The following is an 18,442-nucleotide window of genomic DNA, read 5'->3' on the forward strand; positions in this document are numbered from 1 at the left end:
TCAGAACGCCCGTAGGGCCTCTGCCAGCATCCGATGCCCCTGCGCCTCGAATCGCTCCTCGCCTACGTGATATGCCCAGCACGCGGTGCCAACGGCCTCGCGCAGCGCACTGATGCGTGAGCGATCCGGCTCTCGCGGATCCGGCCCGTACGCTTCGAAGAACGCGGACTCCAGATCAGGGCGCCCTCGCCACTGCTGCGCGGCAAGACGCAGGAGGTCCGTCGATGGCGGACGGAACGCGAAGCGTCCGAAGTCGATCACCCGAACGACACCGTCGTGGATCAGCCAGTTGCGTGGCTGCCAATCGCCGTGGGTCGGCACGACCTCGACCGGCGGCGCCGGATCATCAGCGAGGATGCCGCGCGCCCGCGTGGCGATGGCCGGAGTCACCCGGTGCTCTCCGTCGAGCCACTGGATCGCCCGGGCGTTCGCGCGCGCCTCGTGCTCTGCATCCATGTGGCGGTCTTGACTATGCAGACGCCGCAACAGCGCCCCGGCCTGCGTATATGTGCCGGTGTGCCCCTCCGCATCGGTCGCCTCCACGAGTGCACCGGGCAGGAACTCGAACAGCATCACGCGTTCGTTGGAGTCCGCATCGATCAGGCGTGCGCTGTGCTGTGTGGACACGAGGTCGTGCGTCCAACGTGCGTGCGCGGCGATCTCCCGTGGGATGTGATGATTCGTCACATCGCCCGTTTTCACGACCGCATCAATCGTCTCGCCGTCCAGCGAACCGCGAACATGCAGCACAATCGACGCGACCAGGTGCCACGACATGTCTCGCACGATCACGGCGTCCGGCATCCGCTGTTGTACCCAAGCGGCCTGCGGGACCGACAACCGGTCGCTCAGCAGCGCGTTCACGTGGCGAACTCGACGGTGCCGGCGGCGATGTCGGTGCCGGTGAGCCGCAGGCGCACCGTCTCGCCGGGCCGTGTGCCGGGTGGAACGGGTGCGGTCGCGGTCACGGCGGGATCGGCGATCTGAACGGCGGCGCGGTTCTCGCCGCGCAGTTCGATCACGGTCGCCTCCACGGGCTGCCCGATCAACGGATGCAACAGAGCCGCTTCGACGCGGTTCACCGTGTCGGCGTTCAGCCGCGAAGCGCGTTGCCCGGACTGCTGCATGAGGCCAGGGAGCTCTGACAGCGAGTCCCGGGCCCAGCGCGGTGCGGGAGCCCCGTTCGAGACGGCCAGGCAGATCGCGAGCGCCCACCGATCGACCAAACGGCGCAGGGGAGCGGTCGCGTGCGCATAGGGCGCGGCGATCGCGGCCTGCTCGATATCGGTCGGCACCTGCCCGTCGAAGACGACGTAGCCCGCACCGCGGAACAACGAGGCCGCGGCCTCCAGCACGGGGAGGGTCAGCGGATCCGAGCGGTCGAGCTCCCGCAGGTAGTCCCCGTAGCGTCCCTGTCGCCACGGACGCCCCAGGGCCTCGGTCTGCAAACGGAATCGCTCGAACGCCTGCTCATCGGGCGCGGGCATGGTGCGCAGCACACCCACTTTCGCATCGAGCATCCGCTCGGCCGCCGCCATCCCCGTCATGAGTGACAGCTGCGCGTTCCACTCCTCGACGGGCAGCGGCTCGCGCCGTTCGATGTCGTAGCGCCCATCCGGGCGTTGCACGACTTCGTCGTCGGGCAGGTTCAGGCTCGCCCCGCCGCGGTCCTGTTCTTGAGCGAGTCGCGCGGCGCCGATCCGAGGGAGCAGCGCGAGCGGGCCGGGGTCGCCGGCATCCAGCATCCGTTGCGCCGATGTGTAGTCCAACTGCTCCCGCGAACGGATCAGCGCGCGTTCCACCCGATGCGATGACACGATTCCCGCGTCGTCCAGCGCGAACGTCCACACCAGAGCGGGGCGTTCCTGCCCGGCGAGCAGTGAGGCGCGGTCCTCGGACAGCACCCGCGGATGCAAGGGGATGGTGCCGTCGGCGAGATACAGGGTCTGTCCGCGGCGGCGTGCCTCGGCATCCATCGCGCCACCAGGCTCGACGAACGCCGGCACGTCGGCGATCGCGTACCGCACCTGGTATCCGCTGCCGCGCGCTTCCAGGTGAAAGGCCTGATCGAGGTCGCGGGATCCGACCGGGTCGAGGGTGACGAAGGGCACGTCGCGCAGGTCGAGGTCGGGTGCCGGCGCGCTCGCCGCCTCGGCTTCGGCCAGCACCTCCGGTGAGAACTCCGTCGGCGCGTCGATGTCGGTGCGGAGATCGGCCAGGGCGGCGGCCAGTTCGCTCTGCGCGGCGGACGGGGCGACGTGGGATCGGCGCTGCGGCATGCCACCCACCCTACGCATCCGCGTACATGCCGACGTCAGTGCGGTGGTGTTGCGCGCGAAACGCGGGCGCTCACCGCGGCGGGCGCTCAACTAGGATCGACCCGTGGTCACTCGTCTTTCGAACTTCTTCCTCCGTACGCTCCGTGAAGACCCCGCCGGCGCCGAGGTCATCAGTCACAAGCTGCTGATCCGCGCCGGGTATATCCGGCCGCAGGCTGCCGGTATCTTCGCCTGGCTGCCACTGGGCCTCCGGGTGAAGGAGCGGATCGAGCGCATCGTGCGCGAGGAGATGTCGGCCGCGGGCGCCCAGGAAGTGCACTTCCCGGCGCTCATGCCGCGCGAGCCCTACGAGCAGAGCGGCCGTTGGGGCGAGTATGGCGACCTGCTGTTCCGTCTGCAGGACCGCAAGGGCGGCGACTACCTGCTCGCGCCCACGCACGAAGAGGCGTTCACGCTGCTGGTCAAGGACCTCTACTCGTCCTACAAGGACCTGCCCCTGACGATCTACCAGATCCAGGACAAGTACCGCGACGAGGCTCGCCCCCGCGCCGGCCTGCTGCGCGGCCGCGAGTTCACGATGAAGGACGCCTACTCGTTCGACGCGTCGGACGAGGGGCTCGACGCGAGCTACGCGGCCCAGCGCGACGCCTACGAGCGGATCTTCCAGCGCCTCGGACTCGAGTACGTTATCGTGCAGGCGGATGCCGGCGCCATGGGCGGTTCGCGGAGCGAGGAGTTCCTGCACCCGACGCCCGTCGGTGAAGACACCTTCGTGCGCAGCGAGGGCGGCTACGCCGCCAACGTCGAGGCCTACACGACCACGGCCCCCGCAGCCGTCTCGTGGGATGACGCGCCCGCGGCCACGGTGTTCGACTCGCCGAACACGCCCACGATCGACACGCTCGTGGCGCACTCGAACGCCGTCCTGGACGGCGAGTACACCGCCGCTGACACGTTGAAGAACGTCGTTCTCGCGCTGACCCACCTCGACGGCACCCGCGAGGTGGTCGTCGTCGGCATGCCCGGTGACCGCGACGTCGACATGAAGCGCGCCGAGGTGGCCTTCGCGCCGGCCGAGGTCGAGCCGGCCACGGATGCCGACTTCGAGCGCCACGCGCTGCTGGTGCGCGGGTACATCGGTCCCTGGTCGCCGACCGGCGCGGTGCTCGGTGAGGAGTCGGCCACCGGCATCCGCTACGTCGTCGACCCGCGCGTCGCCGACGGAACCCGGTGGATCACCGGCGCCAACATCGATCAGAAGCACGCGCACTCGGTGGTCGCCGGGCGCGACTTCGTCGCCGACGGCACCGCCGAGGTCGCGAACGTGCGCGACGGCGACCCGGCCCCCGACGGCTCGGGCCCCGTCACCATCGCACGCGGCATGGAGATCGGACACGTGTTCCAGCTCGGGCGCAAGTACGCCGAGGCGCTGGGTCTCAAGGTGCTCGATCAGAACGGCAAGCTCGTCACCGTCACGATGGGCTCGTACGGCATCGGCGTCACGCGCATCCTCGCGATCATCGCCGAGCTCAACAACGACGATCGCGGTCTGATCTGGCCGGCGTCGGTGGCACCGTTCGACGTGCAGGTCGTGGCCGCGGGGCGCGACCAGGTCGCCTTCGACGTGGCCGAGGACATCGCGAACCAGTTGGAGGCCGCCCGACTCGATGTGCTGTACGACGACCGCGTGAAGGTGTCGCCGGGCGTGAAGTTCGGCGACGCCGAACTCGTCGGCGTGCCGAAGATCGTCATCGTCGGGCGCGGCGCCGCCGACGGCCAGGTTGAGCTCTGGGACCGCGCGAGTGGCGACCGCGAGGCGATGTCCGCGGCGGATGCCATCGCGCGCCTGACCCGCTGAACCGCGCCCACCCGAGAACCCTCGTAACGCGTTGAGCCGCCCCGGTCCCCGGGGCGGCTCAACGCGATCTCAGCGTCGTTCCTCGAGCAGCTGGCGCAGCTCGGCGCTCAGGCGCTCGGACTGCGCGAGCAGGCGTTCCAGCTGTGCCCGTTCATGATCGTCGTCCCGCGTGCCAGCGAGTGCGGTGACGTCAGCGGCGGAGTCGGGCACGGAGGGCGGGTGCTGTGTGGTGTGTCGCTCGGCGCTCCGCCGCGACGGACCCAGGAAGAGATTGGCGAGGTAGCCGGTGAACGTTCCGAAGATGCCGACGCCCACGATGATGATGACCACGCCGATCAGGCGGCCGGCGTTGGTCACCGGGTACTGATCGCCGTAGCCGACGGTCGAGATGGTCACGAGCGTGTACCAGATGGCGTCGGAAGCCGTGTCGATGTTGGCGCCCTCCGCGCCGTCCTCGACGGCGAGGATTGCCAGGCTGCCCAACTGCAGCACCAGGATGCCCATCATCAGCAAGCTCATCAGTGTGCTGTTCGCGCGGTCGTGGATGAGGGTGCGCACGATCTCGCGCCAGCCGAGTGCACGCAACAGCTGGTAGACGCGATGCAAGCGGAACACCCGCAGGATGTTGAACTGCGGCAGGGGCACGCTCGCGAGCAGATCAGCCCATCCGAACCGTCGGAAGAAGTAGCGACCTCGGGCCTCTGACGTGGTGAATCGATAGATGAAGTCGATCAGGAAGATGACGTTGAACAGACCGTTCATCAGCGCGAGGACCAGCTGAAGGGCTTCGTAGCCGGTGAACACGAGCACGAGTACCAGGTTCACGATCGACATCACCGACAGGATGCCGATGAAGATCTCGTACGCGGTGCCCTTCAGCTCGCTGCTGTGCGTGCGCGGCGGGCGTTGCGTTCGCGGCTTCGGAACCATCGTGCCTCCTCGGGTGTGCGCGCGGCGCGCGCATCCCATGGTCGCAGACATGACAGGCTGTCAGCATGACCGACGCATCGCTCGACCCCGACCTTCGCGACCGGATCTCCGCCCTCCTCGACGACGCGGGAATCGTCGCCGAGCGCGGCCTCATCACGCGGATGCTGCAGACTTCGCTTCTGCTGGGCATCGAGGACATGGATCGGCTGGACCTGAAGATCGCGTCGGCGGCGCTGCGCGAGATGCACCAGGCCTTCCGGCTGTTCCGTCCGTTCGAGACGGTGCCCAAGGTCACGGTGTTCGGATCGGCCCGCACTCAGCACGACGATCCGTTGTACCTGCACGCTCGGGACGTCGCCGCGGCGCTGTCGGCCGAGGGATGGATGGTCGTCACCGGCGCCGGGCCCGGCATCATGCAAGCCGCAGCCGAAGGCGCCGGGTCGAAGATGTCGCTCGGTGTATCGATCCGTCTGCCGTTCGAGGAACGCGCGAACGCGACCGTGTCGGAGGAGGCGCAGGTCGTCGCGATGAAGTACTTCTTCACGCGCAAGCTGATGCTCGTCAAGGAGTCACGGGGATTCATCTGCCTGCCCGGCGGGTTCGGCACGATGGACGAGATGTTCGAACTGCTCACCCTGCAGCAGACGGGCAAGGCCGAGCCCACGCCGATCGTTCTGCTCGACTCGCCGGGCGGGTCGTTCTGGCAGGGGCTGAAGACCTACGTCGATGACCATCTCGTGCCGGCCGGCGTGATCTCACCCGGCGACATGGACCGGGTGCTGATCACCGACTCGGTCAGCGACGCCGTCGCGAACATCACCGGGTTCTGGCACAACTACGACTCGCTGCGGTGGGTCGGTGACCGGCTTGTGCTGCGGCTCGTGCACCCGCCGACCGATGCCGAGGTCGCCGACCTCAACGATCGTTTCGGGGACCTCTGCGAGCACGGCCGGATAGAACGCATCGAGGCGCTGGAGGTGGAGCGCGCCGATGATGACGTCATCGAGCTCCCGCGTCTGGCCCTGCACCTCGAGCAGCGTCGGGTGGGCTCGCTGTTCCGGCTGATCCGCGCGATCAACGATCTGCCGTCGGCGGGCTGAGTCGCCGGCATCCGCTTCGTCAGCGGGCGCGCTCGCGTGCGATGACAGCGGCGGCTGCCGCCGTGAGGTCGACGGGGCGTCCGAGCACGCGCTCCGCGGCGCGGTGCCCGGAATAGTAGGCGGCGCCCACGGTGGCGGGCTCCGCGCCCCACGTGGCCTCGCCGGCGAAGTGCAGGATGCCATCGACGGGGCCCGCGAGGGCGTCGTGGTCGTCGTGGCTGGAGCCCAGCGCGAGGTGCGAGTACGAACCGCGTGCGTGGGGATCGAGCCCCCAGCGCGTCACCCAGTGGGCGATCGGCTGCCGCACGGCGTCACCGTAGAGGGCGCGCAGTGCCAGCAGAACATCGGCGACGATCTCGTCGTCGGTCAGCGTCTGCATGTGTCGTCCCAGGGGGCCGGCCGCGAAGGTCAGCAGGGTGGGGAGCCCGCTGATCGCCGAGAGGTCGTACCACGAGTGCCAGCGTTCACCGGCTTCGCCGAGGGCGCGGAGCAGATAGCTGTCGTCGGGCCAGAACCGTTCGGGGAACTGCAGGAAGATCTTGTTGAACACCCCCATGCCCAGGCGCTCGATTGGGCCGGAGACGTCGGTCGGCAACGGGGGAGCGAACGCGATGTCCCCCGCTTTGAGTACGCCGAGCGGCACCGTGACGACAGCGGATGCCCCAGTGAAGACGCCCTGCTCGGTCGTGACCGTCACACCGTCGGTGTCACGATCCACCCGCGAGACCTCGTGCGTGAACCGGACGTCGAGTCCGGCGGCGAGCCGAGCGGGGATCTCGTCGTAGCCGCGAGGGAAGATCACCTCATCGCCGTCGATGGCATCCTCGTCGAGCCCGTGCGCGTCAAGATCCCCGATCCACGCGCCGCACTGCTCCTCAACACGATGCCGGAAGAACTCGCGGACCTCATCGATGCGCTCCGCGTCGAGACCGGATGCGTCGAGGGCGCGTTCGGTGACATCCAGGTAGGTATCGCCGGGGGAGGAGCGCGCGATCTCGGCGTGCAGTGCGTGATCGACGGACGCAACGTCGTCGACCCAGCGGGCGCTTTCCGCGGCCGACATCGGCCGTCCCTCGCCGTCGAAGTGCATCATCGGGCGTCCGCCGGCCTGAAAACTCCCGACCGTGTACTCCAGCGTGGGGATGCGCAACGTCTGCACCAGTTCCCATAGCGGTGAGTCGTCAATGCCGTGGATCCATGACGCACCGAGGTCGACCGGGAAGCCCGGCGACCGTTCGGTGAGCATCCGCCCACCCACGCGGTCGCGCGCCTCGAGCACGACGACACGCTGTCCGGCGTCGGTCAGCAGCCGTGCGCAGGTGACCCCGGCCATGCCGGCGCCGATGATGACGGTATCCACTTGCTGCATGTGGTCAGTATGCGGGCAACCGCGACATTGCGTCCAGCATCCGCATCCGCCTGGGTTTCCGCTATTCTGTTCTGATGCCCGCGGAGCGTTCTCACGCGGGGAGAGCTGAATAGGGAGGCCGCTGATGAAGATCGAACTCGCACTGCTGCGCGGAATCGAGAAGGAGAAGGCGATCCCCTTCGATGAACTCGTTTCGATCATCGAACAGGCGATCCTGACCGCCTACGGCAAGCACGTCTCTGAGGATGGCGCCGTACCCGAGGGTGTCCGCGTCGAGCTCGACCGCGTCAGCGGTGGTGTGTCGGTGCTGCAGCCGGTGCGCGACGAAGAGGGCGCGATCATCGGTGAGGAAGAGACCACCCCCGAAGACTTCGGCCGCATCGCCGCGTACGCCGCCAAGCAGGTTATCGGCCAGCGCCTGCGTGACATCGCCGACGACGCGGTGCTGGGCGAGTTCCGTGGCAAGGAGGGTGACATCGTCGCCGGTGTCATCCAGCAGGGTCCCAACCCGCGCATGATCCACGTCGACCTCGGCGCTGTCGAGGCCATCCTGCCGCCCGAGGAGCAGGTGCCCGGCGAGGAGTACCCGCACGGCAAGCGCATGCGTGTGTACGTCACGAGTGTGGCGAAGGGCATGAAGGGCCCGCAGATCACCGTCTCGCGCACGCACCCGGGGCTCGTGCGCAAGCTGTTCGCACTCGAGGTTCCCGAGATCGCCGGCGGCCTCGTCGAGATCGTCTCGCTGGCCCGTGAGGCCGGCCATCGCACCAAGATCGCGGTCAAGGCGAACGATCCGTCGGTCAACGCCAAGGGCTCGTGCATCGGTGAGATGGGTCGACGCGTGCGCGCGGTGACCGAGGAACTGGCCGGTGAGAAGATCGACATCGTCGACCACCACCCCGACCTCGCCACGTTCGTGGCCCACGCACTCTCGCCCGCCAAGGTCACCTCGGCGTTCGTGCTGGATGCCAGCACCAAGGCCGTGCGTGCACTGGTTCCCGACTACCAGCTGTCGCTGGCGATCGGCAAGGAGGGGCAGAACGCCCGCCTCGCTGCCAAGCTGACCGGGGCGAAGATCGACATTCAGCCCGACAGCGTGATGGGTGATTCCTGAGCACGCGACACCCGGCGCGCTGATTCGGCTGTTCAGGGGCGAGGTGTAAGATGGAACCCGTACGAACGTGTGTCGGTTGTCGCGCTCGTGCCTCTCGATCCGCCCTCATCAGGGTGGCAGCGCAGAACGGTGAACTCGTCTTCGACGAGCGAGCGGTTCTGCCGGGGCGAGGGGCGTGGTTGCATCCGACAGTCGAATGCCTGCAAGCCGCTCTGCGGCGGCGGGCCTTCGCACGTGCACTTCGCGTACCGGCCACCTTCGGATTCCCGCAGGCGTCGGACGTGAGGAACGTCGAACGACACAGTCCGAGAAACAAAGGCTGAACGGCTATGGAAACAAAGTGAACGGCTCGAAATGAGACCCGTCCGCGACTAGTGGTCTGCCCTGCCTGGGTGGACCGACCCAGACAGGAGAATTGTGGCTGCCAAACCACGTGTGCATGAGATCGCTGCCGAACTCGGTGTCGACAGCAAGTTCGCGCTCGCCAAGCTCAAGGAGCTCGGCGAGTTCGTGAAGAGTCCGTCCTCGACGGTCGAGCCCCCGGTGGCGCGAAAGCTGCGCGCTGCGATCGAGGCCGACCCCACCGCAAAGGGCGGCGACAAGGCCGAGGCCAAGCCGGCCGCGAAGGCCGCACCCAAGCCCGGCCCCGCAGCGCCGAAGGCACCGACGCCCGGTCCCAAGCCGGGACCCGCCAAGACTCCCGAGGCACCCGCCCCTGCGGCGAAGCCTGAGACCGCTGCGCCCGCGGCGAGCACGCCGAAGCCGGGTGCAGAGGCTCCGAAGCCCGGGGGTAACGCCCCCAAGCCCGGTGGCAACGCTCCGAAGCCCGGTGGCAATGCCCCCAAGCCCGGTGGCAACGCTCCCAAGCCCGGCGCTCCGCGCCCCGGCAACAGCCCGTTCTCGAACCAGCAGGGCATGGGACAGCGCCCCGCCGGCCCCCGCCCGGGCAACAACCCCTTCGCTTCGCAGCAGGGTATGGGCCAGCGTCCCACGCCTGGCAACATCCCCCGGCCGCAGGCGCCGCGTCCCGGTTCGCCGCGCGTCGGCGCACCCCGTCCGGGTCGTCCCGGTGGTGGCGGTCGCGGTGGCCAGGGCGGTCGTCCCGGCGCACCGTTCCAGCAGCGCACGGGCGGTCCCGGTCGTCCCGGCGGTGCCGGTGCCCCCGGTGCCGGTCCCGGTGCACGTCCCGGTGGCGGCTTCGCAGGTCGTCCCGGTGGCGGCGGTGGCCGTGGTCGCGGACCCGGCGGTGGTACCGCGGGTGCGTTCGGTAAGGGCGGCGGCAAGAGCAAGCAGCGCAAGTCGCGGCGGGCGAAGCGTCAAGAGTTCGAGATGCGGTCGGCGCCGATCGTCGGCGGCGTCAATGTCCAGAAGGGCAACGGCGAGACGATCCGTCTGCGCCGTGGCGCCTCGATCGCAGACTTCGCCGACAAGCTCGAAGCACTGAACGGTTACACGGTTCAGCCCGGAACGCTCGTCACCATCCTCTTCAACCTCGGCGAGATGGCCACGGCCACCGAGTCGCTGGACGAGGCCACCTTCGAGGTCCTCGGTGCCGAGCTCGGCTACAAGATTCAGATGGTCTCGCCCGAGGACGAGGACAAGGAGCTCCTCGAGGGCTTCGGTCTCAACCTCGAGCAGGAGCTCGCTGAAGAAGACGACGAAGACCTCGAGATCCGCCCGCCGGTGGTCACCGTCATGGGTCACGTCGACCACGGTAAGACCCGACTGCTCGACGCGATCCGTCAGACGAACGTCATCGAGGGCGAGGCCGGCGGTATCACCCAGCACATCGGTGCGTACCAGATCTGGACCGAGCACGACGGCGTCGAGCGCGCGGTGACCTTCATCGACACCCCCGGACACGAGGCGTTCACCGCCATGCGTGCCCGTGGTGCGCAGGTCACCGACATCGCGATCCTCGTCGTCGCGGCCGACGACGGCATCATGCCGCAGACGGTCGAGGCGCTGAACCACGCACAGGCGGCCGACGTGCCGATCGTGGTCGCGGTCAACAAGGTCGACAAGCCCGAGGCCAACCCGGCCAAGGTGCGTCAGCAGCTCACCGAGTACGGTCTCGTCGCCGAGGAGTACGGCGGCGACGTCATGTTCGTCGACGTCTCGGCTCGCGGCGGTACCGGAATCCAGGAGCTCATCGACGCCGTGCTGCTCACCGCGGACGCTGGTCTCGACCTCACGGCCAACCCGAACAAGGCTGCCCGTGGTGTCGCGATCGAGGCCAAGCTCGACAAGGGCCGCGGTTCGGTCGCTACGGTGCTCATCCAGTCCGGAACGCTGCGCGTCGGTGACGCGATCGTCGCCGGCACCGCCTACGGCCGTGTGCGTGCGATGCTCGACGAGAACGGTGAGTCTGTTTCGGCTGCTGCGCCGTCGCGTCCCGTGCAGGTGCAGGGTCTGAACTCGGTGCCCCGCGCCGGTGACGTCTTCATCGTCACTGAAGAGGACCGCATGGCCCGTCAGATCGCCGAGAAGCGTGAGGCCGTGGAGCGCAACGCTCAGCTCGCCAAGGCACGCAAGCGCATCTCGCTCGAGGACTTTACCCGTGCGCTCGAAGAGGGCAAGGTCGAGACGCTCAACCTCATCATCAAGGGTGACGTCTCGGGTGCCGTTGAGGCGCTGGAGGAGTCGCTGCTCAAGATCGAGGTCGACGACTCGGTGCAGCTGCGCATCATCCACCGCGGTGTGGGTGCGATCACCGAGTCGGATGTGAACCTGGCGACGATCGACAACGCGATCATCGTGGGCTTCAACGTCCGTCCCGACACCAAGGCCCGCGAGGCTGCGTCCCGCGAGGGTGTCGACGTGCGGTTCTACTCGGTCATCTACTCGGCGATCGACGAGATCGAGAACTCGCTCAAGGGCATGCTCAAGCCCGAGTTCGAAGAGGTTCAGTCGGGTGTCGCCGAGATCCGCGAGGTGTTCCGTTCCTCGAAGTTCGGCAACATCGCCGGTGTCATCGTCCGTTCCGGAACGATCACGCGCAACGCCAAGGCGCGCGTCATCCGCGACGGTGTCGTCATCGCCGATGGCCTGGCCATCGAGTCGCTGCGTCGCTTCAAGGATGACGTCACCGAGGTCCGTACCGACTTCGAAGCCGGTATCGGCCTGGGCAAGTACAACGACATCCAGGTGGGCGACGAGATCGAGACCACCGAGATGGTCGAGAAGCCGCGAGGCTGATCTGAACGGTGAGGGGCGCCTGCGGGTGCCCCTCACCCCTCACACGGAAAAGAGAACCGGACATGGCCGGAGAACGACAGGCACGACTTGCGGACCGCATCCGCGTCATCCTCGCCGAGCGTCTTGAGAAGGGGTTGCGTGACCCGCGCCTCGGGTTCGTCACGATCACCGACGTGCGCGTCTCTGGTGACCTGCAGCACGCATCGGTGTTCTACACCGTGCTCGGCACCGACGAGGAGCGTGCTTCTAGCGGAGCGGCGCTGACCTCGGCCACGGGCCTGCTGCGCAAGGAGGTCGGGCGCCAGCTGAACATCCGCCTCGTGCCGACGTTGGAGTTCATCCCGGACGCGTTGCCCGAGAACGCCGGTCACATCGCCGACCTGCTGCGCGAAGCCCGCGAGCGCGACGCCGAGGTGGCCAAGCTCGCGTCGTCCGCAACCCACGCGGGCGAGACCGACCCGTATCGCCGGGACGAGGACGACGAGTCCTGACGCGTCTCACGCCGGGAGGCGCAACTCGCCGTCGGATGCCTCGATGAGTCCATCTGCGACGAGCGAGTCGATCGCCCGGTCACGCTGACCGCCATCGGGCCAATGCTCGGCGGCGACACCCGCGGGTACACGGTGCTCGGGCGCCTCGCGCAACATGCGCAGCAGTGCGCCGCGCGCCTGGCGATCCGAGCCTTCGTAGCGCGCCTGTCGGCGCCGACGATCGCCCGTTTGCGGCTGACCCGCTCTGAGCCAGGCGCAGTCGGATGCCAGTGGGCAGACCTCGCACTTCGGGGAGCGTGCCGTGCAGACAACTGCGCCGAGCTCCATCATGGCGGCGTTGAACACCGCGGATGCGGCGCGCGCTTCGGGCAGCAGCGTGCTCATCCGCGTCAGGTCGCGCGCGGACGGAGGTTCCGGAGCAGACAGCCCCTCGACGAGACGAGCGATCACCCGGCGGGTGTTGGTGTCGACGACGGGGTGGCGGTCGCCGTAGTGAAAGACGGCCACGGCGCGCGCGGTGTAGTCACCGATCCCGGACAGCTCCAGCAGCTTCGACACCTCTCGGGGCACCACCCCGTCGTGATGCTCCACGACCTGCACGGCTGCGCGGTGCAACCACAGCGCCCTGCGCGGGTAGCCGAGGTTCGCCCACTGGTGCACGACCTGCGCCGGGGTGGCCGTCGCCATCGCCGCCGGCGTGGGCCAGCGCTCCAACCAGGCCTCCAGATGCGGGATCACGCGCGCGACAGGCGTCTGCTGCAGCATGAACTCGCTCACCAGCGTTCCCCACGCGCCGTACTGTTCGGAGAAGTCCGCGCGGCGCCAGGGCAGGTCCCGTGCGGTACGCCCGTACCAGTCGGAGAGAGCATCGCTCCAGGCAGGCTGCGAGGTCGGTGCGGGCATCCTCTCACCCTATTGCGGTCACGGGGCGTTGCTGCGGCGGGGAGGGTCAGCGACGCGGCCTAAACTGGAGGGATGCTCACCCCCGGCATCCTGCTCGTCGACAAGCCCGGTGGCCTCACCAGCCACGACGTCGTCGCCCGCACGCGACGCGCATTCGGCACGAGAAAGGTGGGGCACGCCGGAACGCTGGATCCAATGGCGACCGGGCTGCTTGTGATCGGCATCGAGGGCGCGACGCGTCTGCTGACCTACATCGTCGGGGCTGACAAGACATACTCGGCGACCATCCGTCTGGGCGCGGCAACCACCACCGACGACGCCGAGGGCGAGATGCTCGAACGTGCAGCTCACGACGCCGTCGCGGCTATCACCGCGGAACGCATCGCGGCGGGCATCGCGGATCTGACGGGCCCGATCGCACAGGTGCCGAGCGCCGTCTCGGCGATCAAGGTCGACGGCAAGCGCGCCTATGACCGTGTACGCGCGGGCGAGGAGGTCGAGCTAGCAGCACGTCAGGTGACTGTGTCGCGCTTCGACGTGCTTGCGCGCCGTGACACCGACGGCTTCATCGATCTCGACGTCATCGTCGATTGCTCGTCGGGCACGTACATCCGCGCGCTCGCGCGGGACCTCGGTGCGGCTCTCGGCATCGGCGGGCACCTCACAGCACTTCGGCGCACGCGCGTCGGCGAGTTCGACGTGGCGGATGCCGTGGGCATCGACGCGTTGGAAGGAGCCTCAACCCTGACCGCAGCCGCAGCGGCGGCCCGCGTGATGCCCGTGCTGCACGTCACTGAACAGGAGGCGCGGGACCTCAGACACGGGAAGCGCCTGCACGGGCAGTCGTCCCGGCTGACGGCATCCGAAGTCGCCGCAATCGACCCGCACGGTGCGTTGATCGGCGTCGTCGAGACGCGCGGTGCCGATATCAAGAGTGCAATGAACATGCCGGAGGTGCAGGGATGATCCTGTGGTTCACCGTGGTCCAGATCGTCGTGGCGCTCGCGGCGGGGCTGTTCTGCCTGATCGCCGGGTTCGCCGGTCGTCGTCCGAGTGACTACACGGTCGGCAGCCTGCTGCTGGTCGAGGTGCTGCTGATCGCGCAAGTGGTGATCGCGATCATCGCCCCGTTCGCGGGCAACCCGCCCACCGGCGATCTGCTGGAGTTCTGGGTCTACCTGATCGCCGCGGTGCTGCTGCCGATCGGCGGGATCGCCTGGGCGCTGCTGGAGCGCGGGCGCTGGAGCACCGTCGTGCTCGGTGTCGTCGCCGTCTCGCTGGCGATCATGCTCTGGCGCATGCAGACGATCTGGACGCTGCCGGCCGCCTAGAATGGAGCACGCAATGTCCCACACCGCCACACGCAACCGCATGACGGGCGTCGGCCGAGTGCTCGTCATCGTGTACGCCGTGATGGCGCTGGCGGCCACCGGGCGCAGCTTCGTCCAGATCGTCCGCCGCTTCGACGAGGCCCCGCTCGCCTATACCCTTTCCGCCGTTGCCGCGGCGGTCTACATCCTTGCCACCCTCGCTCTCGTGCTCGCGGATCGACCCGGGTGGTACCAGGTGGCGTGGGTGGCCATCGTCTTCGAGCTCACCGGCGTGCTTGTGGTGGGAGCGTTGAGTCTGCTCGTGCCGTCGCTGTTCGGACACGACAGCGTGTGGTCGTACTTCGGCATGGGATACGTGTTCGTCCCGCTCGTGCTGCCGGTCTTCGGTATCTGGTGGTTGCGACGCAGCCGTCAGCACCCCGTCGCGGTCGGTGAGGAGCATTCGTGATCGTCTTCCGTGACCCCGCCGAGGTGCCGGCCGATTTCGGTCGCACCGTCGTCGCCATCGGCAAGTTCGATGGCGTGCACGTCGGACACCAGGCGATCATCCGCAAGGTGCAAGAGGATGCCCGCGCCATCGGCGCACGTGCCGTCGCGGTGACCTTCGACCGCAACCCCCTCGAGGTGCTGCGCCCGCAGCTCTGCCCCGACAATGTGGTGTCGCTGGATCGCAAGCTCGAACTGCTCGGAGAGAGCGGGCTGGATGCAACGCTCGTGCTGACCTTCGACAGCGCACTGGCGTCGGTCCCTGCCGAGGAGTTCGTCCGCACGATCCTCGTCGATGCGCTGCGCGTCGCCACGGTGCTCGTCGGCGAGGACTTCCGATTCGGCAACGGCGGTGCGGGAACACCCGAGCTGCTGAAGCACATGGGGCCGGAGCACGACTTCTCGGTGGATGTCATCGGCGATGTGTTCCCGCAGGGGGAGGGGCGACGGGTCTCGTCGACGTGGATCCGCGAACTGCTCGCGGCCGGCGACGTCGCGCAGGCTGCGATTGTGCTCGGACGCCCGGTCGCCGTCTCGGGTGAAGTCGTGCACGGTCTCAAGCGCGGGCGTGAGCTCGGCTTCCCGACGGCGAACCTGTCCGAGACGGTGGATGCGCTGATCCCCGCAGATGGGATCTACGCCGGCTGGATGACCGACCATACGACTGGGGTGCGGTATCCCGCCGCGATCTCGGTGGGCACCAATCCGACCTTCGACGACGTGTCGCGCCGGCAGGTCGAGGCGCACGTGCTCGACCAGGACGGTCTCGACCTGTACGGTCATCGTGTCACGGTGGAGTTCACCGCTCATCTGCGCGGCATGGTCGCCTTCGAAGGCATGGCCGCACTGATCGATCAGATCGCAGCGGACGTCGCGGACGCACGAGCGCGCCTCGGCCTCTGATCACGCTCTGAGCCGCGGTTCCATGGACGGTGCGGTGTCGTTTCTGTCGATATCCGGCGCACATGTCGTAAACTTGGTACCGGTGCTGATCGACGGCCGCGCAACGCGCAGATCGAGCACCTGCATCCGCACGGTCCTGGCTGGCGCCACACGCGGATGACCGCAACGGACCGAAGGCCCCTTCGGCGCTTCGGCACACACGCTCAGGAGGAGCATGCCGACCACGGCAACCGCCGCACCGCGGCGCAAGAAGACCTCTCGTCGCGACGACGAGGCACCACTGATCCCGATCCTGGCGCGCAAGGTGCGCGAGATCGAGGCGAAGGCCCAGCGTTCGAAGCTCGGCCCCACTAACCGCGTCAAGTTCCAGGTCATAGCCTTTCTGGTGCGCGAGGAGCGCGCCCGGGTCAAGGCTGATGCGGAACTGACCGACGCGGCCCGCGTCGAACTGCTCAAGCGTCTCGACGGCGTGGCCACGATTCTGGCGAAGACCGCGGCTCGTGACACTTCGCTGATCCAACTGCTGGAGGCCGACCAGGCGGCATCGCCGGTGGCAAAGCGCATGCGTCGCGATTGGTTGCTGGAGTCGGGCGCCGAGCTGGCGCCCGAGGAGCTCGTCATCACCGACGTGGCGCCGACGCGCGCGCCCATCGTGCCCGCGGCGATTGCCGAGAAGCAGGTGACGCCGCCCTCGGTCGAGTCGCGCCAGCTCGCCAACCCGTTCCTCGCGCCGGATCTGACGCCGCGCCCCGCCGCGGTGCCGCGTCGGCGACTGGACGGCTGGGAGCTCATGGGCCCGCTGTACAAGGCGTTCGAGTCGGGGGCTGGCGGGGGAGCGGCGACCATGGATCTGCCGCCCACGCCCGAGTACGATCACATCTCGCCGAAGGGGCGCGAGGTGATGGTGCACCAGTCTCGCTTCGTCGAGGCCGTGCGCGCGGGACACCGCAGCTTCTTGCTTGCCGACGAGCCCGGACTGGGCAAGACCGCGCAGTCGGTGCTCGCGGCGTCGGTGGCGGGCGCGTATCCGTTGCTGGTCGTCGTGCCGAACGTGGTGAAGATGAACTGGGCCCGGGAGGTCGAGCGGTGGACGCCGCAGCGGCGCGCGACGGTGATCGCGGGTGACGGTGCCGACATCGATGCCTTCGCCGATGTGTTCATCGTCAACTACGAGATCCTCGACCGCCACCTCTCCTGGCTGGGCTCCATCGGGCTGAAGGGCATGGTGGTCGACGAGGCGCACTTCATCAAGAACCTCTCGTCACAGCGTTCCCAGAACGTGCTGGCCCTGGCGTCGCGCATCCGTGAGCGTGAGCGCAACCCGTTGATGCTGGCACTGACCGGTACCCCGCTGATCAACGACGTCGAAGACTTTGACGCGATCTGGCGCTTCCTCGGCTGGACGAACGGCGAGAAGCCGGGACCCGAGCTGATGGAGAAGCTGGATGCCACGGGCCTGACCCCCGCCGACAAGACCTTCTACGCCGAGGCACGCGAGGCCGTGATCTCGATGGGTATCGTCCGCCGCAAGAAGAAGGACGTCGCAGCGGATCTGCCCGACAAGCTCGTCGCCGATCTGCCCGTGCAGCTGGACGACGAGTTCGGCCGCAGCATCCGCCAGGCCGAACGCGAGCTGGGCGAGCGGATGGCCGCGAAGTACCGGCGCATCATTGAGGCGCGCGGAGACCGGCCCGGAGCGGTCGCGCACGGCGAGCTCGATGACGACATCGTGCGCCTGGTCGCCCACAACGAGCTTGAAGAGTCGAAGGCCGCCGGCACCGGCGGCGACAACGTCTTCACGATGGTGCGGCGGATCGGCCAGGCCAAGGCGCAGCTGGCGGCCGACTACGCTGCACAGCTGCAGCGCTCGGTGCAGAAGGTCGTCTTCTTCGCCAAGCACGTCGATGTCATGGACCAGGCAGAGGCGCACTTCGCCGCGTCGGGCATCAAGGCCGTTTCGATCCGCGGTGACCAGAGCACGCCGGCGCGGCAGCAGGCGATCGATGCGTTCAACACCGACCCTGAGGTCGGCATCGCCGTGTGTTCGCTGACCGCGGCGGGCGTCGGCGTGAACCTCCAAGTGGCATCGAACGTCGTGCTGGCCGAGCTGAGCTGGACGGCTGCCGAGCAGACCCAGGCGATCGACCGCGTGCACCGCATCGGTCAGGACGAACCGGTGACGGCGTGGCGCATCATCGCCGCCCACACTCTTGACACGAAGATCGCTGAGCTGATCGACCAGAAGCAGGGGCTGGCTGCCAGGGCTCTCGACGGCGAGGCGGCATCCGCCGAGCCGAGCGAGTCGGTGCAGATGGCCGCGCTGATGCATTTGCTGCGCGACGCGCTCGGCGCCTGACCGTCACAGCACTCCGAGAGGGCGTTAAGAACAATTGTTCTTGACGCCCTCTTTGCGTCTCATGCGGAGGATTTGCTCAAGAAGTTGGTATCGATGCATGTTGTCGTGCAAGATCATCGGTTTT

16 protein-coding genes are annotated in these 18,442 nt (G+C 68.1%); 11 read left to right on the plus strand and 5 right to left on the minus strand.

Annotated elements, in window-relative coordinates; translation table 11 throughout:
- Both PTQ19_RS05770 and PTQ19_RS05775 read right to left on the minus strand, forming a co-directional pair.
- Positions 1-864: an aminoglycoside phosphotransferase family protein gene (locus tag PTQ19_RS05770; RefSeq protein WP_274368783.1), complete on the minus strand. Its 864-nt coding sequence runs from the start codon at positions 862-864 to the stop codon at positions 1-3.
- On the minus strand, positions 861-2,279 hold the full coding sequence (locus PTQ19_RS05775; RefSeq protein WP_274368784.1) for an RNB domain-containing ribonuclease: 1,419 nt from the start codon (positions 2,277-2,279) through the stop codon (positions 861-863). Before PTQ19_RS05775 ends, PTQ19_RS05770 begins: the two co-directional genes overlap by 4 nt.
- A gap of 103 nt (positions 2,280-2,382) precedes the next feature.
- Between PTQ19_RS05775 and PTQ19_RS05780 the strand changes: the two genes are divergently transcribed.
- Entirely contained in the window at positions 2,383-4,137 is a 1,755-nt protein-coding gene (locus PTQ19_RS05780) for a proline--tRNA ligase (protein ID WP_274368785.1), read from the plus strand.
- 69 nt (positions 4,138-4,206) lie between these two features.
- On the opposite strand, the gene PTQ19_RS05785 is transcribed toward PTQ19_RS05780, so the two are convergent.
- Entirely contained in the window at positions 4,207-5,067 is an 861-nt protein-coding gene (locus PTQ19_RS05785; RefSeq protein ID WP_274368786.1) for an ion transporter, read from the minus strand.
- A gap of 65 nt (positions 5,068-5,132) precedes the next feature.
- On the opposite strand from PTQ19_RS05785, the gene PTQ19_RS05790 reads away from it, so the two are divergent.
- Positions 5,133-6,167, plus strand: a complete 1,035-nt coding sequence (locus PTQ19_RS05790; protein ID WP_274368787.1) for a TIGR00730 family Rossman fold protein — start codon at positions 5,133-5,135, stop codon at positions 6,165-6,167.
- A 19-nt stretch (positions 6,168-6,186) separates the two neighbouring features.
- Here the strand turns inward: PTQ19_RS05790 and PTQ19_RS05795 are convergent, their stop codons facing one another.
- On the minus strand, positions 6,187-7,536 hold the full coding sequence (locus PTQ19_RS05795; RefSeq protein WP_274368788.1) for a flavin monoamine oxidase family protein: 1,350 nt from the start codon (positions 7,534-7,536) through the stop codon (positions 6,187-6,189).
- Between the two features lie 124 nt (positions 7,537-7,660).
- Between PTQ19_RS05795 and nusA the strand changes: the two genes are divergently transcribed.
- The 4 genes from nusA to rbfA all read left to right on the plus strand — a co-directional run bounded on the left by nusA (position 7,661) and on the right by rbfA (position 12,339).
- The gene (gene nusA / locus PTQ19_RS05800) at positions 7,661-8,650 is read left to right on the plus strand and encodes a transcription termination factor NusA (RefSeq protein ID WP_274368789.1); all 990 of its coding nucleotides are present in this window, start codon (positions 7,661-7,663) and stop codon (positions 8,648-8,650) included.
- Between the two features lie 50 nt (positions 8,651-8,700).
- On the plus strand, positions 8,701-8,973 hold the full coding sequence (locus PTQ19_RS05805; protein WP_206820672.1) for a YlxR family protein: 273 nt from the start codon (positions 8,701-8,703) through the stop codon (positions 8,971-8,973).
- A gap of 94 nt (positions 8,974-9,067) precedes the next feature.
- Complete coding sequence (infB, locus tag PTQ19_RS05810) at positions 9,068-11,848, plus strand: translation initiation factor IF-2 (RefSeq protein ID WP_274368790.1); 2,781 nt, start codon at positions 9,068-9,070, stop codon at positions 11,846-11,848.
- A 62-nt stretch (positions 11,849-11,910) separates the two neighbouring features.
- Complete coding sequence (gene rbfA, locus PTQ19_RS05815) at positions 11,911-12,339, plus strand: 30S ribosome-binding factor RbfA (protein WP_179411133.1); 429 nt, start codon at positions 11,911-11,913, stop codon at positions 12,337-12,339.
- A gap of 6 nt (positions 12,340-12,345) precedes the next feature.
- On the opposite strand, the gene PTQ19_RS05820 is transcribed toward rbfA, so the two are convergent.
- The gene (locus tag PTQ19_RS05820) at positions 12,346-13,242 is read right to left on the minus strand and encodes an A/G-specific adenine glycosylase (RefSeq protein WP_274368791.1); all 897 of its coding nucleotides are present in this window, start codon (positions 13,240-13,242) and stop codon (positions 12,346-12,348) included.
- 72 nt (positions 13,243-13,314) lie between these two features.
- On the opposite strand from PTQ19_RS05820, the gene truB reads away from it, so the two are divergent.
- From truB to PTQ19_RS05845, 5 genes are all read left to right on the plus strand, one after another.
- Positions 13,315-14,208, plus strand: a complete 894-nt coding sequence (gene truB / locus PTQ19_RS05825) for a tRNA pseudouridine(55) synthase TruB (RefSeq protein WP_206823598.1) — start codon at positions 13,315-13,317, stop codon at positions 14,206-14,208.
- Positions 14,205-14,573 carry a hypothetical protein gene (locus tag PTQ19_RS05830; RefSeq protein WP_274368792.1) on the plus strand — a complete coding sequence of 123 codons (369 nt, stop codon included), beginning with the start codon at positions 14,205-14,207 and terminating at the stop codon, positions 14,571-14,573. The genes truB and PTQ19_RS05830 overlap by 4 nt, the downstream gene beginning before the upstream one ends.
- Before the next feature lie 40 nt (positions 14,574-14,613).
- Positions 14,614-15,021 carry a hypothetical protein gene (locus tag PTQ19_RS05835; protein WP_179411890.1) on the plus strand — a complete coding sequence of 136 codons (408 nt, stop codon included), beginning with the start codon at positions 14,614-14,616 and terminating at the stop codon, positions 15,019-15,021.
- Complete coding sequence (locus tag PTQ19_RS05840) at positions 15,018-15,962, plus strand: bifunctional riboflavin kinase/FAD synthetase (protein ID WP_179411129.1); 945 nt, start codon at positions 15,018-15,020, stop codon at positions 15,960-15,962. Before PTQ19_RS05835 ends, PTQ19_RS05840 begins: the two co-directional genes overlap by 4 nt.
- Positions 15,963-16,176: 214 nt before the next feature.
- On the plus strand, positions 16,177-18,318 hold the full coding sequence (locus tag PTQ19_RS05845) for a DEAD/DEAH box helicase (RefSeq protein WP_274368793.1): 2,142 nt from the start codon (positions 16,177-16,179) through the stop codon (positions 18,316-18,318).
- Positions 18,319-18,442 lie beyond the last annotated feature (124 nt).

It is taken from the genome of Microbacterium esteraromaticum, assembly GCF_028747645.1.
Classification (GTDB): Bacteria; Actinomycetota; Actinomycetes; order Actinomycetales; family Microbacteriaceae; genus Microbacterium; species Microbacterium esteraromaticum_C.